Here is a 22,008-nt window from a genome sequence, read left to right as displayed (position 1 = left end):
GTTATTCTAAACTTTTGATTTCAGTTATAATTAAACTTTTATTCTTTGTAGCTGTTGCTCCTGTTTGCTTATCACCTAAATAAAAGAATATACTTTTTAGAGGGTATTTTTTCAGTTCAACTAAACTCACTTTGTCAATTTCGTACAAAGCAGTTGCTAGTTTTCTTCCGTTCATTTCGACTTGTTCGCTTTTTACTAATTTCAGTACAAGCCCTTTTTTGCCTTGAGTTTGAATAGTTAATTTGCCTTTAATGTCTTTAGCTGGAATAGTTTTAAAAAGGACAGATATGTTAATCATATACTTTCCAGAAGTTACATTTTTATAAATGGCAGTTCCAACTTCGTACTGCTTTTGAATTATAATAGGTTTTGGATTGAAGTATTTTATGGTGTTACCATCTGGTCTTGTGATGGTCTTGATGTCTGATTGAGCAGAAATGTTGAAACTTATGCAACTAATTATTATGAGTAATATTTTTTTCACGATGTCGAGTTTTAGTTAAGTTCAAAATTAAAATAATTTTCGACTTATAAGTCGAATTGAATTTACATTATTGAAATGCCTGTTTATTTTCTTTGTTTCATGCAGAAACAAATTGAAGAAATAGAAGTTGAATTAATTCAAAGGATATACAAGCTATTCCTTGAGAAGTTCAATGGAAATAACTCTGAATTTGCGAAAGCATCACAATGCAGTGAGACAACTATTAGAAGGATATTTAGTAATAAGCAGGGCATTACGATTAATCTGCTTTTAAGAATGTGTTATGCTTTAAACACGACTACTTCTGAAGTTTTAAAAGGGTTGTCAATTAAATCCTAATTTTTGGATCTATTAAGTATAAAAAAAGACGAACTTTAAAGTTCGTCTTCATGATAATTAGAATCCTATCTATTTAGCGTGATAGATTTTCTCAAATTCATTAACTTTTCATTTTGCTTAAGATATAATCATTATTGACTTTTCCCTTTTCAACAAATTCTTTAAAAATTGAAATTAAAAAATCAAGTTTCTGTGAATCCCCTGATGCAAAGAAACAACCGTTCTCTATTTTATATCCTAACCAATTTGTCTCAGAGGATTCAAATAACTCCCATTTAATAGTAGATTTGGCTAAATGTGTATTCAATAAATCTATTTCGATATTCCATCCCGGATTATCTATGGTTTCAATTCTAATACTATGATTATGTTCCCATTCAGAATCACATTGGTTTTGAAACCAATTTTGAAGCCAGTCTATCATATCACTAACCTTTATTTTGTGTCACCACTTCAACATTTTCAAAACTTTTAATTAGATTATCTGAGAATTTCGCATTACTCGTATTTATTTCCCAATATGAAGAATCAACTAATTCTAAAACCATTTCACAATTTTCATACATTTCTACATCTTCCTGATATCTTACTAATTTATCCATGTCTTTATCTCCAACTAAGATAATCTCCATAATTTGATTTATATTGTTAGATAAAATAAGTAAATCAGTAAAATTATATGATACCCCATTTTCCGAGTTATTAATAGTGTCTTCAAAATCTAGAATAGATTCATCCAAATTCCATATTCCCTCAAACCAAAGTATTTTCCATTTATAAAAATCCGGCTCACTGATACATTTGAGAATATCTGCTAGAGTAACTTTTAAAACAGTCACTTCTAAATCCTCTTTAATTATTAACTTTTTTGTCATGATATTAATCTAAAGGTTCTGGGGCTCCTCTTTGAGGAGTTCCACCGGTTTTACTTGGTTTATTAACATGCTTATGAGGATTTGTGTGAGTACTAGGTCTGCCATGATCAGTATGATGAATATCTTGAACTGGGTTCCCATCTGCATCAAATTCTCTACCAGCCTTATAATTACCTTTTCGCCCTTTATTTGTTCCCATTTGAGTATGAGATGTTCCCTCTGCTTCAGGATCTACCTCGGGCTCTCCGTTCTTCCCTCTTCTTAAAGGATCATTTGACGTCCGTTCAGAAGGGCCACCACCACCATTCATCAAATTAGCTAAGCTTACTAAGGTAGTAATAACACCATGACCAATCAATTCACCCGATGCAATCAACGTTATTGTTGAAGTTCCACCTGATGGCACTTCAGCAGCTAGTGAGCCACTAGCGCCAAGTATCCCTCCTACAATTTCAACTATTCCAATAACAGCTGACAATTTATCTCCAAATTCCTGTCCTTCCGCAAATTCTTGACTATTACTAGTCGATTCAGGAGTTGCTCTCCCAGCACCAGCAACCATATTAGACGCAGTTGCATTCATAGCACCCATGGCGAATGGACTAGCTAGAAGAGTTTGACTTAAATTTACCAATTCTGCAGCTACTAGTTGGTTTTCTACAGCCACTTCTATCGCTCTTTTTATTTCAGCGGGAATGTTAACTTTATGGTCTTTATTTAAATCTTCAACAGGTTCAAGCCCTTCCAATTCTCTTGAATGAATTACTTGATTACCAGCAAAAACATAAGGGGACCAATTATGATATTCCTCTGCCAAAGGATCAATACCCATAAATCTACCAATTGCGGAATCATAATTTCTCCACTTAAAACTATCCCAGTTAAGTCCATGTTCATCTTGTCTTTCTTGACCTTGAAACTTATACTGATAGGGTGACCGTTTAACTTTTATAATACAACTTCCTCCGCAATTATCATAAAAATATTGATCAATATTATACTTTGTATGTTTTAATCCAAAAGGATAGTAATGATTTTCTTCAAGAATAGTCAGATTGTTTCCTGAGGGATTTGAAGAATCTAAAGTATAACTTAATCTGATATTGCCAAGTTGATCAAGATAATTGTAAACATAGTTATAAATATTTTGTCCACTATAGCTAACATAACCCTCTGAATGAGGAAAATACTGCAAAACAGCATTTGAAGAAGCGTTAGGTTTATTGTATTGATAATCATCAATGTAATCTGTGGTATTCAAAACAGTACCTGTAGTGACTACTTTTTTGACCTTTACACCATCAGATGAATAAAGATAATCAATTCTTTTAACACTACTCCCCGAAAATATAATTTCTGTTGGTAAATTTAAATGGTTATATTTTATACTTACTATACCTTTATTATCATCCCTATTCATATTGCCATTAAAATCGTAACCATATTCAGTTGCGTTATTTGCACCATCTTTAAAACCAATAGTGCTGTTAGTTGCATCTGAAATTTTCATCAAACGGTTTGTTTCATTTGTCAAATCATATGAATAAGTTAAATTATCAATTTGAAGTGGGGTAATCGGGTCATCAAAATCTCCATATCGTTGTAATGTTAATATATTACCGTTTTTATCGTAGGTAACACTTTCGTTATAAGAATTAGTTACACGTACAGCATTATTTGGTCTTTGGTATATTGCATTTTTCAATCGATTTAAGGCGTCGTATTTATAACCATATTTTCGCAAAATATTGTCATTTGCCGTTCTCCAATATGTTTCTGAAATATTACTATTATAAAGAGGTGTTCCGGTATAGTTAGTTTCATTTTGAACAGTATTATAATTTAACTTAAATGCAAACAAATCATTAGGATCAGATTGTTGGGATAGGTTAGTAACATCATTTATATCTGTTAACCAACCTCTGATATTATATTTATAATCTACTTTTTGCAAACCAGTAAAATTAACAATGTCAGTTCCTCCAATGTTTTGACTTTTTAAGTTTCCTAGTTCGTCATATGTGTTTTTAGAAAGCAATTCCGGTGTCCCGTTAGCCCCAATCTGATGTACATGCGAAATTTGTCTATCTTGGGAAGAATAGGCATATATATCCTTAACAAAAATATCTGTGTCTGTACTTAATCTTTTGTGTGTCGTCTCTATATAATTTATTCTCCCTGTTATTGTTTCAAGTTGACTGTCAACTCTAGTAAATCCCCCCAAATAATTGTTTTTGAAGACCCTAACCTCTCGACCAACATTATCATAAAGACTATAACTAGTTTCAGCTTTTATTGGAGTTGTTGTTGAGGTTTCGCATACTCTTACCCATGAAACTGTTGATAGTCCTTTAGGAAATGTTCCAGCGGTGTTGTTATAATAAACTGGCTGCGGAGTAATTGGAGTTGTATAGCTAATTGCTGGATTAAAAGTTATATTAGTTGAATAATCATCATAATAATTAACCGATAACACATGATAGGTTGTGGCATAAATAGCTGGTATCGCAACATTTGTATATCTTGTAGTAAATCCACCTGTTCCATTTATTGTATTACCTGTTGCTTTGGTTTCATTTACTGGCAAAACGGATGCATTATATAATAGTTGTAGAGCTTTCCTGTCTGTGTTAGAAACTGAGGAAGATTGCAGCCATCCTGTTAAAATAGTTCTATTAAAAGCATCATATTTTGTAATAGACCAACCCACAATTGGTGAGGCTGGAGGTAATGATTGTAAATCAGTAAATGGTGAAAATGACGGACCAGTGGCAACAACTCTATCTAATTTATCGTAAACAATGAATTCCCACTCTTTGCCTGGTAATTTTAACTCAACTAATCTATTTCTATAATCATACTTGTACTGGTAACACAATTCATTTAAGACTGTATTTGTTAATACTGAATCAGCTTTCGGAGTTATAATATAAGTTAAATTATCAAATTGATCATATACATAATATGTTTCGTGTGAGATGTTATTTTCATACGCTCTTTTTAAAATTATTTGACCTTCTTTATTTGTGTATTCTTCGTAAGTGTTATCCAATCCACTTACCCAATTTTCATTTTTAACAATTTTTTTAAATAGTACAGGTGTCAAATAAAAAGTACTCCCATTTTGTGTTAATGAAGTATCATAAAGTCCTTTTGATGAATCCCAGTTTGATTGAGCTGTTATTATTTTTACATTATCGGTAGGAGTGTTATTTGAGTACTCCGATCTTATTTCATGGTTGCCTCCCATTGCCCAATCATTTGTAGTTCCTGGAGCAGAAAGCTTTTCAACCCTGTCAAATGCTGATTGTTCATATTGTGTCATGCTATAGGGGCTTTGACCAACATAATCAGGGTAACTTAATACATCTGTTTCTGCACTAGTTTCAAAACTCAACGTCGATGTGCTATTCGCATAAGGTAAATACTTTTTCTCTTCTCTTCCAAATGCATCGTAATCAATTATTTGAACAATATCTTTACCCGTATCAGATTGTTTATGGAATTTTTTCTGTATTGGCCTGCCTAAACCGTCGTAAAAAGTAATTTTTCGATTTGCTTGAGATGGATTTGGCAAAGGTATATTTACAGTCGTTGGGACTTTATACTCTGTTGTTTTAACATAATTTTGTGATTGCACACATGATGAAATTACCAATGTAAATATCAAAAGAAAATATTTTTTCATGTTTAGATGTAATTAAGGTTGGAAAAAGTATTCGTTTTCTGAGAGAATAAGACCATTTTTATCAGTTACTTTGATAAGTCTTCCATTTGAATCAAACGTATACTTTTTCATATATCCTTTTGGATCAGTGACGCTTGTAACACCAACAAGTGGTTTGTGAGTATAAGTAGTTACCATTGCATTAGGTAAAGAAGTTCTAATATTGGACAAAGCACTAATTAACTGTGCTTCCGTTTGCGTGTCGGATGCATTTTGTGCTACTGCAACTAGTGATGAGATACTACTATAAGTTGCGTTTTCGATTTTTGCAATCAATAATGTTTTATTGTAACCCCAAATCAAACAAACAGGAATGCTGTTCTCTTTGGTATATTGAATTACATTTCCTTTATTATCAAATAGATCTTTTGTTAATTTCTTTTCTAATATACCATTTACATCATCCCCTTTTTTAACATATAAATACTTCTGTAAAAGCAGATTACTTGTACTTGAATCTTTCACATAAACTGTCTTTTTTTCAGAAATTTTGCTCCCATTTGCAAGTGTCTCAACTTTTAAAGGATTCACTAATAAATTTTTAGAAAGTATAAGACTGATAAGTGGCTCATTATTTACTAACGGGTCATTAGCATAATAATACTTAGTCTCAAGTGTTTTATTGGTATACAACTCTAATTTTGATGTTAACAAACCTATATTGTTGTATGAATAATTAGTTTCTTCTTTTAGATTATTTCCGTTAGAGTAATGATAAATCTTTTCTGCTGTTTTGAAATGATTCTTTATTTCAATTTTTTTAATCAAATTAAAAATTTGTCCCAAATTTGTTTCGCCTTGAGTTTTAATAGGATAAGTAATTGGCTGTAAAAAAGCATGGCTATTATAGGAATTATCTACATAGCTTATTTCGCTCATTCTTAAAAGTTGGTTTGATTCATTGTAAATTTTTTCAAACGTAGGTTTTCCTCTTTTATAGCCATTATCTGTAAAAGTATCGCACTCCATAGCGCTATTTGCCATCAAAAAATAGGTCATACATGAAGGAGCTCCCAATACAGCGACTGGATTTTCTGCTGGAATTGTTAAAAGAAAAGGGTCAGTTTGTGGATGAATTTTATAGTGTATATTCTGAAAACCCAAATCATCATTAGAGGTAAAATAGTTTTCAATTTTTCCTCTTCCAACTTCTCTTTCAGTAACCTTAGAATACCCAACATATGACCCAGAAACTATATCTTTATTTAAATTACATTTATCAAACAATTTCCAATGTATTAAATTTATAGATGTTGGGTAATTTGTGTAAATAAAAAATGGATATGCCCTGTCATCAATTCCAACATCAAAAAACTTATTAGCTGGGTGACCAAAATATGGAATTGTGGCTAGACTTCCCGAAGACTTTCCATTGTCATCAAGATAAGAGTATTCTAAAACTCTTTGATTATTATAACCATCGTTAATATACTGTTTTGCTATTCTTATACCTCCTCCTGTAATATTTTCATTAAACAATTTAAACGTGTTTGATTCGTATTCATATTTAACAAATCCTCCTGTAGGATAATCTATTTGGGTTAATGACCATGCTTTCGCATTTATATTTGCTTGGCGATCAAAATATCCATTAACCATATTTACTGGTTGATTTGGAACAGGAAAAGGAAGTACACTTTTCTCAAAATTATTTGGATAATACCAAATTTTTGGATTAGGATTTATACTTTGGAGTTGTGCAAGACTTGATATATCAGGTGATGAATTAAAGTATCCTAAAAAATCAATTGAAAATGAATTAACTGGTGGTAATTTAATTGATTCCTCATAACTAAAAACATATGCTGGTTTTCCAACCTCTTGAACTTCTTTTAATTTTAATCTTTTGTATCTTGTTGTATTATTAAACCCATCGGGATTAAATTCTCCGACATTGTAATTGGAATTGAAATAATCGTATTTAAACTCTAAAGTTTTTATTACCTCTCCTTTATTGTTTTTTACAATAATCTTTGTTAGAAAATCACCATTATAAATATCTTGTCTTAAATTAGGTATTCCCGATACAGTTCCTCCATCATTATTATATTTATATTCTACTGTTCCCTCATCATATGTAATCCTTTTTAATCTCTTCTTTTGAACTTGCAATACAGAACTTTGAGAATAAGCACTAGTTGAGAGAAATGGAGCCCAATAAAAACATTGTCCTGAATTATAATTCATATTTGCTGTATAATAGCTATAATTTCTTGGTGTTTTTTTAATTCCATCTTGTAGTGTTGTACTAGTAACGTTTGTAGCATTATATTCATTATAAGGATTTGAATGAGTAGTGTCATATTCAAAATATATTTTCTTTCCCGTTTGTAAATCTTCTATATTGGAAATATGTAAAGCTGAAACATAAATAGTGTTAAGATTTACAGTTCTGTTGTTTGCAAAATAGTAATCTAATACGCCATTGAAATCCCAATTTATGGTTGTTGCTAAATCATAATCATTAAAAGTATATTTAACTCCTTTTTTTGAAGTTATATCCATATTGAAAAAATCTTCTGTAGGAAACTCATAGAAGGTTTTATAAAGATTATCATTAGGGTCTTTATATGCTATTTTAGCGTCAAATTGGAACTTATTCTTAGTTGCATTTATTATTGTTCCTTGAGGATTCAGTTCTATAGGGTTTGTAAGAGTTTTAAAAAAGAACTTAGTATTGAATTCATTAGAGTAAAAATTGTATTCGTCAGGAACGAAATCAATAACTCTATCATCAAGGGATATCTTTTTGTTTAGTCCTAAATTCATAAAATAACCAAGGCGCCTTTTGAATCCTAAGAAAACACTAACATCCATACTTTGCTCTAATGGCGTTGCAAATGTATAATTAGAATTTAACTGGGATTTATATCCAACTGTGTTAAAATCATTTCCTTTATTTACTTTTCTTGTTATTAGACACTGGGATATACTCCAACCTAAACCTACATCTGATGCTAATTGGTCAACTTTAATACCTCCAGTATCGTATTTAAGAAATATTGGGTAGGAGAGATTTCCGGATTTAATTTCATAGATAGGAATTGTTACATCAGCTTTTCCAACATATTTCTTTACTTCGGTCAAATTTACTTTCTCAAATGAATAAACATCAGGAGAAGAAAGTGTTGTATTTGATTCAAAATTATTTATATCATCGCTGATAGATTGCGAGTGACACCAAAGAACACTTAATAAAATAATTGATAATAGAATTTTTTTCATAATTAAGATCTTAATTTCTTTTATTTGATTTTATAATTTTAACGCTGTTTTCTTGTATATCTGTTTTGATATTTACAATATATATACCTTCAGGCAGACCATTTAAATCGATAGGTATTGTGCTTTCTTTAATGTCAAATTGTTGTAAAATGTGACCTGCGATATCTACTAATATTGCTATCCCTCTAGAGTATTGATATCCAACGATAACATTAGTGTAATCTGTTGCTGGATTTGGAACTGCTTCAAGTAATTTTTTTTCTACTTTAGGCTTCTTTTTGTCTTTAAGCTTTACTACCCAAAAATCATTATTTCCGAAACCAGTACTTTTATCCCCCGTTGCCTTAACTCCTCCATCGACATTTAAGATTGTTTTACTAGTTCCAGCCATTAAATATCCACCATCGCGGGATTCTATTACTTTCCTTAAAATATCTTGACCATCACTACCAACATTCTTACGCCATAATTCTTCACCTTTTTCAGTAATTTTTAGAGCAATAAAGTCATCAGTGCCTTTTTTAACTTTTGGATCTTCCTGATTAATTTCTTTTTTAACTAAAGTCTTTTTAGATTGTTTAATAGGTTTTTTATTTTCAACAATTTCTCCTTGTGCATATCCCCCAATTAAAATTGTTTTATCATTATTTTCTACCAATGAAGTCAGCACATCTGTTTTAGAGAAATTATAGGTTTCTTGCCAAAGAATTTCACGTGTTTCCTTGTCAAGCTTTAGAACCCAAAAATCAGTACCGCTTTTATTAGAGCTTCGCTTGTCTTCTCCTCTCTCTGAGCTTGAATTACCTCCCAAAATATAATTTCCATCAATAGATGTATGTACTATATAAAGTTGATCATCTCCGGTACCTCCTATATTTTTCTGCCATTGCTGAATACCATCTTTATCTAACTTTATAACCCAATAATCACTTTCACCTATATTTTTTTGTGTTTTATTCCCAGTTTCAGGTGAATTAGAGCTGCCACCAATTATTAATCCTTCATCCGGAGTTATACTAATACTTCTTAATTCATCCGAATACTTACCACCAAAAGTTTGTTGCCAAACGATTTGTCCTTTTGAATCAATTTTTAGTACCCAATAATCGAGATTTCCGTAACTGTTTTGTGTCTTCTCACCAGACATATTTGAACTACTTGATCCTCCTATAATAAATCCACCATCGTCTGTTTTTTCAATACAGTTAAGATCATCCAACCCGATACCGCCAATTGTTTTTTGCCATTCTTCACCTCCTTTGGCATTGAGTTTAATAATCCAAAAATCAGAGTCTCCTCTACATTTATCTTTTTTATCCAAACCCTCTTCAGAATCAGAAGAACCTGCTAAAAGAAAACCTCCGTCATTAGTTAAAGTTATTTTACGTAAAATGTCTTGACCACTACCTCCAAAAGTTTTTTGCCAATCTAATTCACCTTTCTCATCCATCTTCCATACCCAATAATCTAAATCTCCCCGATTGTCCTCGGTTTTGGATCCTGTCTTTTTAGACAAAGAACTCCCAGCTAGAATAAATCCATTATCAGGTGTTGGAATGATATCAAATAAATAGTCAGCATGCTTACCACCATAACTTTTTTCCCAAAGGATGTCTTGGGAGAAGGAGGCATTACAATTACAAATAAATAGTGAAACGCAACACAGGAACTGTTGCCAATGCAAGAGGTTTTTCATAATACATTTAATAGTGGTTAGTATGGCGAATATAAACTGTGTATTTTAATCCAATGTACACTAAAAGTGTACATTTTGTTAAATATCACAAATTCATAAACTTCAAAAATTATTCAAAAAATAAACAGTAACTTTCCATCAAAGACTTAAGGTAAGTAAAGGTTAGCAACAGATTACCTGCACAAGAAGCTAACAATTTTCTAGCATAATTCAATTTGGGGCAATGGAAAATTTATAAAACTACAGGGGTGGTATTTAGTTTTACGACTACGAAAATATAAAATACTTTGTAAGTGAAAAAAAAAATCATGTTTATTTTTTGAATAATTCAAACAGAGTAATCATTTAATTAGTCTTGTCTTTTAGACCATTACTCATTTTAGAAGACAACTTAATCATAGCTTCACTCACTTTTTTATTTACCACTTTTGCATAATACTCTTGAGTAATACTCATCTTTGAATGTCCTAATAATTCTGAAACAATTTCCATCGGAACATCGTTGTACAGCAGTACAGTACTTGCAAATGTTTTCCTAGCTGTGTGATGAGTTAAGTTCTTTTCAATGCCAATTACTTCGGCTATTTCTTTTAGGTAGGAATTAAACTTCTGATTACTTATTCTTGGTAAAATATATTTGTTCTCAATATTTAAGTGTTTTTCAATGATAGCTTTACTTTTTGGTAATAAAGGAATAGAAATAGGTTTATTCGTTTTCACCCTAATCATTTCAATCCATTGGTTATTGTCAAATCCGGTTACTATATGTTTAGGTTCTAGATTTGACATTTCATTAAAGGCAAGACCAGTATAGCAACAAAACACAAAAAGCTCTCTAACAAAGGCAAGTCTAGGTTGTGAAAAGACATGGTTTTCTACTTTAAAAAGTTCTTCAGTAGATAAGAACACTACATTAGTTACAACCTTTTTAGGCTTATGTTCAATGAATGGATAGCTGTCTATTAATTTATCAATTAAAGCCATTTTAACGACCTTTTTGAATCTTTGAAGACATTTGTTTATAGTTACTTGTTTTTGGCTTTTCTCGGTCTTTAAATAGTATTCAAATTCAACAATAAAAGAATAATCTAAATCATTTAGAAGGACATCGTTTTGTTCATACTTCCATTTAATGAAATCCTTTAAATCATTATGTATATAGTTGAATTTGTTCCAAGTGATTTCCTTAATTTCAATTCCGATAAGTCTTTTATATTTTAGGAGGTATTCACTGTAATAGTTAACAACTCCAATATTTTGTTTACTTGGTTTGCCTTTGTATTGGTTGTAAATTTCATCAACACTAAAATTCTTTTCCTGAATTTGAAGCAATAAAAAAGCCTGATTAATTTTGTTCTTAATCAAGCTCAATTGGTTATTGATAAATGTATTCTCATCATTAGGTGGTTTTGCAATCTGTGGTTTGCTTTGCCAATGAATTGGATTTATAAATAATCCTGTGGCAAATTCACATCTTTTCTTTAAATAGGTTATTCTGCATCTAATAGAGCATTTCCCTGCTGCATTTAATCTGCTCTTTGATAGAACAAATGTCACTTTATTATTAGGAGTATTCATTATTAATGGTTCATTTTAATTGGTTAGGATATAGCTAGAATGTTTGCACACCTTTTTTGGGAAGATGCACACCAAATTGTCAGCCTTTTTTGAAGTTAAATTGATTTATAGGAATTGACACCTATAACTTGAAGTTGTTTAATAATCCTTGTAGGATATGAGGAAGTGAGTAAAAACAAAAAATCCAGTCTAAATAAATAAACTGGATTTCTTTGAAGTTGCTCCCCCTCTTGGGCTCGAACCAAGGACCCTCTGATTAACAGAGAGAAGTGGATAGCTTAAAAGCCGCTTAATGCCTTATTTTATTGAGCTACAATTATTGTTTATTGCTTATTTTTTATCAGAGGTTATATTATTATTCACTTTATTATTGACGGTTATTTACTGCTTGAAAATGCTGTTGTTTCAATGTTTTCAGGCTTCAGATATCTGTCTATTTCGATACTATCATCAGTATTAAACACTTTTTTTTGTGCACCGAAAAGGAAATTGGCATTTACATTAAACTCTCTGCAGATAGATCCAATTTGTTCTACTGTAAAGTGAGCAGTTCCCTTTTTTATTTTTGTTAATGTTGCTCGGTAGGAACCGATTCGACGTGCAAAGTCAGCCTCAGACTTGACTTCTTTGATAAGCCTCAGGTAATCGAGAAGTTCAAGAATGATTTCGTCTGTTTGATTCATAATATATTATTCAATGTCGAGATTAATAAGTGAAAAAGTGCCGTAGTTTAGCGCTAATTCACATTTGAAATCATTTCGAATAGATGCTCCAAATGAGTTTTGAGCATCGAAAGTACCTATTACTGTAAATGTGGTATCTGATTCCGTTATGCTTCCTATAACAGAGCTGTTGATTCCATCATCGATGAAATTAAATTCTGCCGAACCCGGGGACTTCAATTCTTTTTTTACAAATTCCTTTGAAGCAGACCATGCTTGGAACTTCAATTCTTCTTGCTCTTCTTTGTTTTTTTCGTATTCTGATTTGTTTTCAGAAAAACATCCAACAAAAAAAATGCTAAAAATGATAATTAATAATGCTTTTTTCATGATAAATTTATTTTAAGTTCTTTTATTCAGCCATCCGTGTATTAACCAAACAGATCTTATTGCTCTTTTTGGAATATCGAAATCATCGTAGTTGTTATTTTCACTTTTAAGTAGAAATAAATCTTTATGATTTTCCAAATGTCTTCTAATATACTTCAAATACCGTCGACCATCATTACAAATTATTCCATATATCTGGCCATATTCTAAATGTAGATTCCACTCCTCAACTTTAGTACCAAAAAGTATACTGCCGCTCTTAATCAAACGTTCCATGCTATCTGAATAAGCTCTAAAAGCTGTACATCCAGCAAACTCTGGAACATCCATATAATAGTCCGGTTTTGATATACCATTGTTATCCATAGTAACGATATCATTACCTGCTGAAAAATCAATATCATAAAAAGGTACCAATAGACCGGTATTTTTATCAAATGACTTTCCGGATTTTGATTTTACAATTTCCATATCAACTCTTACAACATCATTATTGATGTCTTGGAGCTTAGATTGATCTACATTATAAAAGTTCCCAAACTTTTCTAAAAAGTTTTTACTCGCTTTAATTTTTCCACTTAAATAACTGCTGACGCTACCCTTTGAAACTTCCAAATCGGAAGAAACCTGAGTGACAGCATTGTCGAATTTTAGCGTAGCTACATAAGCTATTAATTTTTTATTGTACATAAAGCTAACAATATCAATGACTTTAAAAAAAGTTTGCAAATTATCTTGAAATAGTTTGCAAAATGTTTTTTTGTTTGCAAACTGTTTGTATATTTGTATAATTATACGAACAAAAATACATAAACAGAATGAGAGTTTCACAAATAATTATTGAAAAACTGCTAAACGACAAGAATTTTCGATTAAGTACAGCATTAGCATTAGAGGTAAGTGAACGTAACGTACAAAATTTAGCGAAAGCAAATTCAGACAATTTAACCAAGATGTCTGCTGTAAAAGTATATAAGGATAATGGTTTCACGGATGAAGAAATATTCGAAACTGAAGTTGCGTAATGAAGTCCACAACAAACATATTAAGAAGACTTAATCAGCTAGAATCGTTGGCTGGATTAATCTTAAACGAAGCTACAATGCTGAAGCAAGAGTTACCGGGTGTGGTGTCCGGTAACTCCCCCAAAAGGGAAAACAAGGTACCAAAAGCAAGAATTACCAAAGCAATTGGTAATAGAGCATTAACCAGAGTTCGCAAACAATAACTAAAATATGAAAACTATGCCAATTCCATTTACAAAACCAGCAGTAAACTTTCCAACTTTTCCGGCAATATTCATTTGGATCAGAGTTGCCTATAATAAAGTTGAAACCTACGAACAGTTTGCAGACTTCATACACGAATGTATGAGTATCGCAGAAGAAACTACCAACGAAGTAAAGCGAAATGCGTACCAAGGTATTGCCAATGCTCTTTACTCGAGAGAAGCCAATAAATCATACGAAAGCAAACATTTAGAAATTTTAGCAAACTCATAGCCATGGAACTAAAACCTAAAAAAGCCTATTCAAAAAGCACTAATTCCATTGACATGGGATTGAAGATTATACAGTTCTCAATAGCCATGCTTATCATTCTTTTAGTGGCTTTTCTGATATCATTCATTAGCGAAAATTACGAAACATGGAAACACTTACAATAACAGCAATCTGCATTTTGATAGCCATTTTAATTGGCGCAGCAGCGACATTATTTGGAATATGGTGGCTAAAACTAATCCATAAAAATAAAGACGAAGAGAGAATTCAATACCGAACATATAAATAAAAAGCCCACAGTTGGAGCTGTGAGCCTAAACCTTCAATAAAAGTTTAATAAACGTTGTAAAATTATGAAAAAAGTAATTACAATCAAGAGTCTGACTCTTGAAAATTTCAAAGGCCAAAAAAGACTTCATATCGATTTTGAAAATCAGACTGATATCTATGGTGCCAACGGTACCGGAAAAACCACAATTGCAGATGCTGTTAATTGGTTATGGTTTGGTAAAGATTCCCAAGACCGAAAAGATTTTGAAATCAAAACCCTAGATGCCAACGGCAAAACAAACCCAAAAACAGAAGTTGAGGTTTCAGCGGTTTACCTTATCGATGGTGATACTGTAACTATGAAGCGAGTGCTCAAAGAAAATTGGGTAAAAAAGAGAGGTTCTTCCGAGCTTGAATATACCGGAAATACAACCGAGTGTTATTGGAACGAGGTGCCGATGCTTGTTTCTGATTTCAACAAAAAAGTGAATGCAGTTTTAGAAGAGCAAGTTTTCAAAATGATTACTTCGGCTACTTACTTCAATTCGATTGATTGGAAATTGAAAAGAAACATCCTTACTCAAATCGCTGGTGAAGTTTCTGATTCTGAAATTGCCGCGGGAAATCCAAGCTACGAGGCGTTACTTCTAAACCTTACACAAGGCAAAACTCTTGACGAGTATAAAAAGCAAATAGCGGATTCTGTTAAAAAAGCCAAAGAAGATTTGAAAGCTATTCCAACACGTATCGATGAAGTTAATCGACAAAAACCCGAAGCATTAGATTTCGATGCTTTGGAAAAAGACCTTGCTACCAATCAAAAAGACCTTGAAAAAGTTGATTCTGAAATTCAAGATTCTTCAAAGGCGTTTCAATCGAAATTAGACTCACAGAGAGACTTAAAAATCTCAATCAACAATGTGGAGTCTGAAATTACAAACATTGAAACAAACTCAAGAAAAGAAGCCTTAGATAGATTAACTCCTGATACTTCGGCTTTGAATAAACTCACAAATGATTTGCGAACAAAAGAAGGTGAAGTTTCTTCTTTGACAAATACCAACACAACTCTTGAGCAGAAAAAATCAAACCTTGAAGCCAATATCAAAGCGACATCCGATAAGATGGATGCTAAGAGAGCCGAATGGGGAACCGAAAATGCCAAAGAGTTGGTTTTCGATGATTCAAATTTCTGCTGTCCTACTTGTGAACGTGCTTACGACCCGACAGATATTGAAGGTAAAAAAGCGCAAATGCTTACTAAGTTCAAAGCTGATAAAAATGCAAAGCTAAACGAAATCACAGCCGAAGGTCAAAGATTAAAAGCCTACAAAGAAACCTTGGAATCTGAATTGAAACCAATTCCCGGATTAATCCAAGAAAATGAAAATTCAATTACTGAGGCTAAAACCAAAATCGAAAGCATCAAAGCTGAAATTTCAAGTCTAAATAATGTTTCTGCATCCGATTTACCATCTGAAGAAGATGTTTACCAAAGCATCCTTTCATTGCATCCTACTTACGAAAACAAAAAGAAAGAGCTTGAAACTTTGAGAGGTCAGTTAGTGGATATTCCACAAGTGAACAATGAAGAACTTCAATTGAAAAGAAAAGAATTGGTTGAAGCAATCGACAACATCAAAGGTCAATTGAATCTTAAAACTCAAATCGAAAGTTGCAACAAACGTATTGATGAACTTAAAAAAGAAGAGTTAACTCTTAGTCAACAAATCGTTGATGTTGAGAAAATCCAATTCACAATTGAGAACTTCATCAAAGCTAAAATAGACCGTTTGGAATCTTCTATCAACGGCAAGTTTAAAATGGTAACGTTTAAAATGTTCGAGGAACAAATCAATGGGGCTTTACGCGAAACTTGTGTCGCAATGGTTAACGGTGTTCCATTTACAGACTTGAATACGGCATCAAGAATCAATGCGGGATTGGATATCATCAACACACTATCTGACTTTTACGGTGTTTCTGCTCCCGTAATAATTGACAACCGTGAAAGCGTGACCGATTTAATCGAAACCGACAATCAAATTATTAGTTTGATAGTTTCTCCAATGCACAAGAAATTGACTGTTGAATCTAAAGAAATGGTAGCGTAATGAGTAATACAGAGGGTAATATTAGGAGAATGACATTTGAGGAAATATTTGAAAGCAGAGTTGAGTATTTCAAAGAAAAAAAATATTTGTTTTCAGCTAATAGCATAAACTTCCTTCAGTCAATTATTAATCATAAAATAAGTTTAGGAGTTACAAAAACGCAAATGACATCTTTTATTAGTACGGTTGATGCTGTTATGCAGTATGAATTTTTTGCTAAAAAACGTTACAAATCAAAAAGCAAATAAAGTGAGTTACAAAGTAATCAGAAACTCCGAAGGTATGCTTACGCAAAACTGCCCAGTGAACTTCGGAGTTAAAATAGGCTCTTTTGATTGTACGGCCAACTGCCAACACAACCAAAATACAGCCAAAGAAATGGAAAAATACGGCTTTGAAATACCTGAGATAAAATGCAGTAAAGCCGATGAATTACCAAAACAAGATAATCAGTTAACAATTGAAATTTAAATTTTAAAAAATGAGTACACCAAACACAACAGCAGTAGCGGAAATTAAAAAAGATATTTCTTCTCAAGTATTAGCTAAAATCGATTCTTTTCAAAAGTCTGGAGAATTGACCTTGCCAAAAGATTACAACGCAGAAAATGCGCTAAAATCGGCTTACATCATATTATCAGACCCCAAGAATAACATCTTAGAAAAATGCGATAAATCTTCAATAGCAGAAGCATTATTAAAGATGGTAGTTTACGGAGTGTCACCGATCAAAAAACAATGCTATTTCATCCCTTACGGCAACAAATTAGAATGCTCCATTTCTTATGCTGGAAATATTGCAATCGCTAAACGCTACGGAAAACTTAAAAACATCAAGGCAAATGCAATTTTCAAAGGAGATTCTTTCGAGTTTGAAGTTGATTCAGTTACAGGTCGTAGAAAAGTAATCAAGCACCTTCAAAATCTTGAAAGCATAGGAACTAATGAAATAGTTGGAGCTTATGCAGTTTATGAATTGAACGACGGAACTGTTGACGTTGAGGTAATGAATATCAATCAAATCAGAATGGCTTGGGGTCAAGGTGGAAGCAAAGGTGGTTCGCCAGCGCACAAAAACTTTGCAGACCAAATGGCAGCTAAAACAGTCATCAACCGAGCTTGTAAATTACTTATCAGTTCCTCAGATGATTCTGTTTTATACGACCCGTTAGAAGAAGAAAAAGTAATTGATGTTACGGCCGAAAATGTTGACCACGAAATCAAAACAGAAGCCAACAGAGAGCCTTTAAATTTTAAAAATGAAGAAGAGGTTGCTTTCGAAGAAGTAAAAGAAGAGCCGGAATCAAATACCACAAAAGCTACGGAGGCTACTTCCGAAATGAATTTTGACCAACAACCAGCCGAAGGAGCAGGATTCTAAGATGAAACTCAAAGTAATTAGCACCGGTAGTATTGGAAATGCTTACATCCTCAGCAATGGGGATGAAGCTCTCCTAATTGAAGCCGGAGTAAACTTCAAGGAAATCAAAAAGGCTTTAGATTTTAATGTTTCAAAGGTTGTTGGGTGTATTGTTTCTCACAGTCACGGAGACCATTCATCATCAATCAAAGATGTTATGAATGCCGGAATTACAACTTTCGCATCGTTCGACACTTTGAATTCAACATCGACTTACACGCATCATAATGCAATTGTTATAAGCGCAACTAAAACTTACCACATTGGAAGGTTTAAAGTAATGCCTTTCGATGTAAAGCATGATGTACCATGTTTGGGATTCTTAATTGAGCATACTGATTGTGGGCGTGTGCTTTTTATCACTGACACTTTTTATTGCAAGTACACTTTTCCTGGACTTAACAATATCATTATTGAAGCCAACTATTCAAAGGCTATCATCGATAAGAAATACGGTAAGGACAGCGATAAAGAGTTTCTCCGGGATAGAATCCTTCGTTCACACTTCTCCTTGGAAAACTGTATGGATATGTTGTCAGCGAATGACTTGTCAAAAGTGAACAACATCGTATTAATCCACCTATCGGATACCAATTCGGACGAGAAGCAATTCGTCGAAAAGGTATCGGATTTAACCAGAAAAAATGTGTTGGCAGCTGTCAATGGAATTCAACTCGATTTTAACAAAACACCATTCTAAATGAGCAAATCAGATTACATATATAAGATACATCAAGTCGATAAAGTCATTGAGATAGAAGACTTGAATTTAGGGAAGATGTCGGTTACCAACAACATTGAAAATGTAGTGGATGAAATCGCAAAAAAAGAAGAAATCAACAGAGACGATTTCAAGGTAATCTACCGTGATAGTGTGGGCAATTGGGATGGCTATAACACCAAAACAAAAGAGTTCATCTCGCTTGATACTGACATGAGAATAGTGGCATTAACCAAAACACAATCGATGCTATGAACAATCACGAGATATTCAACAAAAAGAGGTTCATCGCTCCGGAAAGTTTAATGTCGATGGCCGTGATTCATACGAAAATTAAGCCGTGTGGAGAAGTACAAATAAGGATATCAGATTGCAACAACACAATAAAAATTTGGAACAATTTGAATGATCCGGACCAGGTTGAAGAAATGTTAACCAAAATAGTAAACCTAAAAGAAGCGCTTAGTGAACTGGAGATAAACGTAAAAAAGAAATTACCTGTAATGACATGATTTACAATCCGAAAAAGGAAATAGATGTTATCCGGGCATGTGAAAAGCTGAAGCACTTTATAGCCAAAGGCCAGCCTTTTGAACTGAAACGAATGACAAGATCTAAATCCTCAAATCAAAACAGGTATTTCCATTTGATTGTTGGTTGGTTTGCCTGGGAATATGGGGAGGATTTCGAGTACGTGAAGCAAGAAATTATTAAGAGGATAGTTTGTCCGGAAGTCTTCAGAACTGAAAGAACAAACGAAAGGACCGGAGAAATCCGAGAAGATTGGAAAAGCTTCGCCAATATCGACAAGGACCAAACAACATACGTGATTGACAAGTTTAGAGATTATTCAGCCAAACACGCCGGAATTTATCTGCCGGAACCAAAAGATTTAGTCGCATTGCAAGAGATAGAAATTCAATTAAAAAACAACGAACGGTACCTATGAGCAACTCTCAATTACAAATGGAATTCTCGGGATATAATTTCCCTAAACCGGTAGTCGATTTAACAAAGCCTCTGGTGCACAAAGAGAACAATTCTGAAAGTCAAGCAATTTTTGATGGAAACATTGATCACTTTTCTGAACAGTGCAAAACCCTATATAAAGCTTTCATGCGTGGAGAAAGATTAACTACCACAAGGGCATTGATAGATTACGGAATCGGCGACCTCAGAAGGAGAGTTAAAGATTTGATTGATAACTACGGAGTGCACGTTGACAAAGAAACCAAAGAAGGACGATACAAAGAATATTTTATAAACATTAATTCCTAAACAACCATATTATGACAAACAATGATGACATCCAAGAACAAAAGGAAGTCCAAATTAAAAGCGCATCCCTCAGCGATGCATTATGTAAATACTCCTATGAGTTATTGAGCGGACCAACCGCTGGTGATGAACTTGATCACAAAGGGAAACACATTATTCACGAAGATTTGGAGAAAGCATTCTCAAATTTCAATGTTTTCTTAGCTCACTTAGATGATGCATTCACAGGAAACGATAATTCTACAGAGTTATCATTCCTTCAGGAGGAAGTAGAAACCCAAGCTTACAACGTATCATCATTCAAAATCTCCGGTTCTGAAGAAAACAGATCTCTTGTTATTTCTGGTACCAAGTATGTATCAGCTGGAGCAATCAAGTTTGATGCGCCAAAGGTAAAATTGAATGGAAGCTACTTGTACCTAAACCAGCTTATAGATGCTCTTGACAACGCAATTGCGGAAGTAGAGGCTTATATGAACGGTAAATCTGCTCCACAAATGGAACAAACAGAAATGCAATTCGCCGTGACTCCATCTGGAGGGGATGAATTTACAGCTGCCAAAGTACAGGATTAAGATATGAGTTTCCAGTATAGATTTTACCAAACTGAATCGATTGAAGTAGGTGTCAATTTTTTTAAAAGCACAACCACTGAAAATGGAATCATCATTCTACCGACTGGCGCAGGTAAATCTATTGTAACTGCAGGAATTGTAGCTGGAGTTGACGGCATGACCGTTATACTCCAGCCTTCAAAAGAGATTCTGGAGCAGAACTACGAAAAGTATAGCAAATACGGCAAAGCATCTATTTATAGTGCTTCTGCTGGGGAGAAAAGAATTGATAGGGTTACGTTCTGCACCATTGGCAGCATCATCAAAAAGAAGCATTTATTCAAAGGTCTTAAAAACATACTTATCGATGAATGCCACTTAGTGAACTCAGAAGATGGAATGTATAAAGAATTCATCAAGGCTTTTCCAAATGCAAATGTTTTAGGGTTAACAGCCACCCCTTATCGACTTTCTATGGGCGATGAAGGTTACCAGCTGACATTCTTAACGAGGAGTAGTCCTAAAATATTTGATAATGTACTTTACTATGTTCAAAACGACACTCTTTTCAATTCCGGTTACCTGGCCAAACTTGAGTACTATTCCTTCGATGTAATTGACCGTTCAAAATTGGAAATGAACAGTAATGGAACTGACTTCACTCCGCAATCACTAAAAAGGTATTACAAGTCAATTGACATGCCTTCAAGAATTGCGAGAACAGCACACTACATACTGTCAAAAAAGCCAAATCTTCTGATTTTCTGTTCTCTGATTGATGAAGCAAACCAAGTGGCCAAGATGATACCTGGTTCGGTTGTTCTTACCGGAGAAACCAAAAAAGAAGAAAGGGAAAGAATCTTGTCAAGGTTCAAAAAAGGAATCATTAAATGCGTGATAAACGTTGGAGTATTGACAACCGGTTTTGATTATCCACAGCTCGAAGCGGTTCTTATGGCACGGTCCACAATGTCGCTTTCGCTTTACTATCAGATTGTAGGAAGAGCAATGAGAATCTGGCCAACAAAAGAGAACGCATGGGTAGTTGATATGGGAGGAAACATAAACCTCTTTGGAAAGATTGAAACGATGAAAATACAGCAGGATAATGAAGGTAGATATGCCATCTGGAACAATGGCCGACAATTAACAAACGTTCCATTTCAAAAGTAA

The 22,008-nt window shown here is 33.3% G+C and carries 26 protein-coding genes; 16 read left to right on the top strand and 10 right to left on the bottom strand.

The window, feature by feature from the left end; genetic code table 11:
- Position 1: 1 nt before the first annotated feature.
- Positions 2-484: a hypothetical protein gene (locus ACULEU_RS13830; RefSeq protein WP_445453150.1), complete on the bottom strand. Its 483-nt coding sequence runs from the start codon at positions 482-484 to the stop codon at positions 2-4.
- Positions 485-559: 75 nt separating this feature from the next.
- Between ACULEU_RS13830 and ACULEU_RS13825 the strand changes: the two genes are divergently transcribed.
- Positions 560-823: a helix-turn-helix domain-containing protein gene (locus ACULEU_RS13825; RefSeq protein WP_445453149.1), complete on the top strand. Its 264-nt coding sequence runs from the start codon at positions 560-562 to the stop codon at positions 821-823.
- Between the two features lie 100 nt (positions 824-923).
- Here ACULEU_RS13825 and ACULEU_RS13820 read toward each other — a convergent pair whose 3' ends face one another.
- The 9 genes from ACULEU_RS13820 to ACULEU_RS13780 all read right to left on the bottom strand — a co-directional run bounded on the left by ACULEU_RS13820 (position 924) and on the right by ACULEU_RS13780 (position 13,666).
- A complete protein-coding gene (locus ACULEU_RS13820) occupies positions 924-1,247 on the bottom strand; it encodes an immunity 53 family protein (protein ID WP_445453148.1) in 324 nt (107 codons plus the stop codon).
- Between the two features lie 4 nt (positions 1,248-1,251).
- The gene (locus ACULEU_RS13815; protein WP_445453147.1) at positions 1,252-1,698 is read right to left on the bottom strand and encodes a hypothetical protein; all 447 of its coding nucleotides are present in this window, start codon (positions 1,696-1,698) and stop codon (positions 1,252-1,254) included.
- Positions 1,699-1,702: 4 nt separating this feature from the next.
- The gene (locus ACULEU_RS13810) at positions 1,703-5,386 is read right to left on the bottom strand and encodes a DUF6443 domain-containing protein (RefSeq protein WP_445453146.1); all 3,684 of its coding nucleotides are present in this window, start codon (positions 5,384-5,386) and stop codon (positions 1,703-1,705) included.
- Positions 5,387-5,398: 12 nt separating this feature from the next.
- Positions 5,399-8,650 (bottom strand): RHS repeat domain-containing protein, encoded by a 3,252-nt coding sequence (locus tag ACULEU_RS13805; protein ID WP_445453145.1) that lies wholly within the window; start codon positions 8,648-8,650, stop codon positions 5,399-5,401.
- A 10-nt stretch (positions 8,651-8,660) separates the two neighbouring features.
- Positions 8,661-10,346: a T9SS type A sorting domain-containing protein gene (locus ACULEU_RS13800; RefSeq protein ID WP_445453144.1), complete on the bottom strand. Its 1,686-nt coding sequence runs from the start codon at positions 10,344-10,346 to the stop codon at positions 8,661-8,663.
- Positions 10,347-10,691: 345 nt separating this feature from the next.
- Positions 10,692-11,924 (bottom strand): tyrosine-type recombinase/integrase, encoded by a 1,233-nt coding sequence (locus ACULEU_RS13795; RefSeq protein ID WP_445453143.1) that lies wholly within the window; start codon positions 11,922-11,924, stop codon positions 10,692-10,694.
- 377 nt (positions 11,925-12,301) lie between these two features.
- Complete coding sequence (locus ACULEU_RS13790; RefSeq protein WP_445453142.1) at positions 12,302-12,607, bottom strand: helix-turn-helix domain-containing protein; 306 nt, start codon at positions 12,605-12,607, stop codon at positions 12,302-12,304.
- A gap of 6 nt (positions 12,608-12,613) precedes the next feature.
- The gene (locus ACULEU_RS13785) at positions 12,614-12,976 is read right to left on the bottom strand and encodes a hypothetical protein (RefSeq protein ID WP_445453141.1); all 363 of its coding nucleotides are present in this window, start codon (positions 12,974-12,976) and stop codon (positions 12,614-12,616) included.
- A gap of 12 nt (positions 12,977-12,988) precedes the next feature.
- Positions 12,989-13,666 (bottom strand): S24 family peptidase, encoded by a 678-nt coding sequence (locus tag ACULEU_RS13780; protein ID WP_445453140.1) that lies wholly within the window; start codon positions 13,664-13,666, stop codon positions 12,989-12,991.
- 128 nt (positions 13,667-13,794) lie between these two features.
- On the opposite strand from ACULEU_RS13780, the gene ACULEU_RS13775 reads away from it, so the two are divergent.
- The 15 genes from ACULEU_RS13775 to ACULEU_RS13705 all read left to right on the top strand — a co-directional run bounded on the left by ACULEU_RS13775 (position 13,795) and on the right by ACULEU_RS13705 (position 22,008).
- A complete protein-coding gene (locus ACULEU_RS13775) occupies positions 13,795-14,001 on the top strand; it encodes a hypothetical protein (RefSeq protein WP_445453139.1) in 207 nt (68 codons plus the stop codon).
- A 210-nt stretch (positions 14,002-14,211) separates the two neighbouring features.
- Entirely contained in the window at positions 14,212-14,478 is a 267-nt protein-coding gene (locus ACULEU_RS13770; RefSeq protein ID WP_445453138.1) for a hypothetical protein, read from the top strand.
- A 2-nt stretch (positions 14,479-14,480) separates the two neighbouring features.
- Positions 14,481-14,642 carry a hypothetical protein gene (locus tag ACULEU_RS13765; protein WP_445453137.1) on the top strand — a complete coding sequence of 54 codons (162 nt, stop codon included), beginning with the start codon at positions 14,481-14,483 and terminating at the stop codon, positions 14,640-14,642.
- Positions 14,624-14,767 carry a hypothetical protein gene (locus ACULEU_RS13760; RefSeq protein WP_445453136.1) on the top strand — a complete coding sequence of 48 codons (144 nt, stop codon included), beginning with the start codon at positions 14,624-14,626 and terminating at the stop codon, positions 14,765-14,767. The genes ACULEU_RS13765 and ACULEU_RS13760 overlap by 19 nt, the downstream gene beginning before the upstream one ends.
- A gap of 64 nt (positions 14,768-14,831) precedes the next feature.
- Complete coding sequence (locus ACULEU_RS13755; protein ID WP_445453135.1) at positions 14,832-16,862, top strand: AAA family ATPase; 2,031 nt, start codon at positions 14,832-14,834, stop codon at positions 16,860-16,862.
- Positions 16,862-17,110, top strand: a complete 249-nt coding sequence (locus tag ACULEU_RS13750) for a hypothetical protein (RefSeq protein WP_445453134.1) — start codon at positions 16,862-16,864, stop codon at positions 17,108-17,110. The genes ACULEU_RS13755 and ACULEU_RS13750 overlap by 1 nt, the downstream gene beginning before the upstream one ends.
- Position 17,111: 1 nt before the next feature.
- Entirely contained in the window at positions 17,112-17,333 is a 222-nt protein-coding gene (locus ACULEU_RS13745; RefSeq protein WP_445453133.1) for a hypothetical protein, read from the top strand.
- Between the two features lie 10 nt (positions 17,334-17,343).
- Complete coding sequence (locus ACULEU_RS13740; protein WP_445453132.1) at positions 17,344-18,243, top strand: recombinase RecT; 900 nt, start codon at positions 17,344-17,346, stop codon at positions 18,241-18,243.
- Between the two features lies 1 nt (position 18,244).
- Positions 18,245-18,982 (top strand): MBL fold metallo-hydrolase, encoded by a 738-nt coding sequence (locus tag ACULEU_RS13735; protein ID WP_445453131.1) that lies wholly within the window; start codon positions 18,245-18,247, stop codon positions 18,980-18,982.
- Entirely contained in the window at positions 18,983-19,258 is a 276-nt protein-coding gene (locus ACULEU_RS13730; protein ID WP_445453130.1) for a hypothetical protein, read from the top strand. It abuts the gene before it with no gap.
- Complete coding sequence (locus ACULEU_RS13725) at positions 19,255-19,515, top strand: hypothetical protein (protein ID WP_445453129.1); 261 nt, start codon at positions 19,255-19,257, stop codon at positions 19,513-19,515. Before ACULEU_RS13730 ends, ACULEU_RS13725 begins: the two co-directional genes overlap by 4 nt.
- Before the next feature lie 92 nt (positions 19,516-19,607).
- Positions 19,608-19,952: a hypothetical protein gene (locus ACULEU_RS13720; RefSeq protein WP_445453128.1), complete on the top strand. Its 345-nt coding sequence runs from the start codon at positions 19,608-19,610 to the stop codon at positions 19,950-19,952.
- Complete coding sequence (locus tag ACULEU_RS13715; protein ID WP_445453127.1) at positions 19,949-20,281, top strand: helix-turn-helix domain-containing protein; 333 nt, start codon at positions 19,949-19,951, stop codon at positions 20,279-20,281. The genes ACULEU_RS13720 and ACULEU_RS13715 overlap by 4 nt, the downstream gene beginning before the upstream one ends.
- Positions 20,282-20,292: 11 nt before the next feature.
- Positions 20,293-20,856: a hypothetical protein gene (locus ACULEU_RS13710; protein WP_445453126.1), complete on the top strand. Its 564-nt coding sequence runs from the start codon at positions 20,293-20,295 to the stop codon at positions 20,854-20,856.
- 3 nt (positions 20,857-20,859) lie between these two features.
- The gene (locus ACULEU_RS13705) at positions 20,860-22,008 is read left to right on the top strand and encodes a DEAD/DEAH box helicase (RefSeq protein WP_445453125.1); all 1,149 of its coding nucleotides are present in this window, start codon (positions 20,860-20,862) and stop codon (positions 22,006-22,008) included.

It is taken from the genome of Flavobacterium sp. 25HG05S-40 (assembly GCF_052654735.1).
The sequence above is the reverse complement of the archived record's forward strand: the minus strand, read 5'-3'. Positions and strand labels throughout refer to the sequence as shown.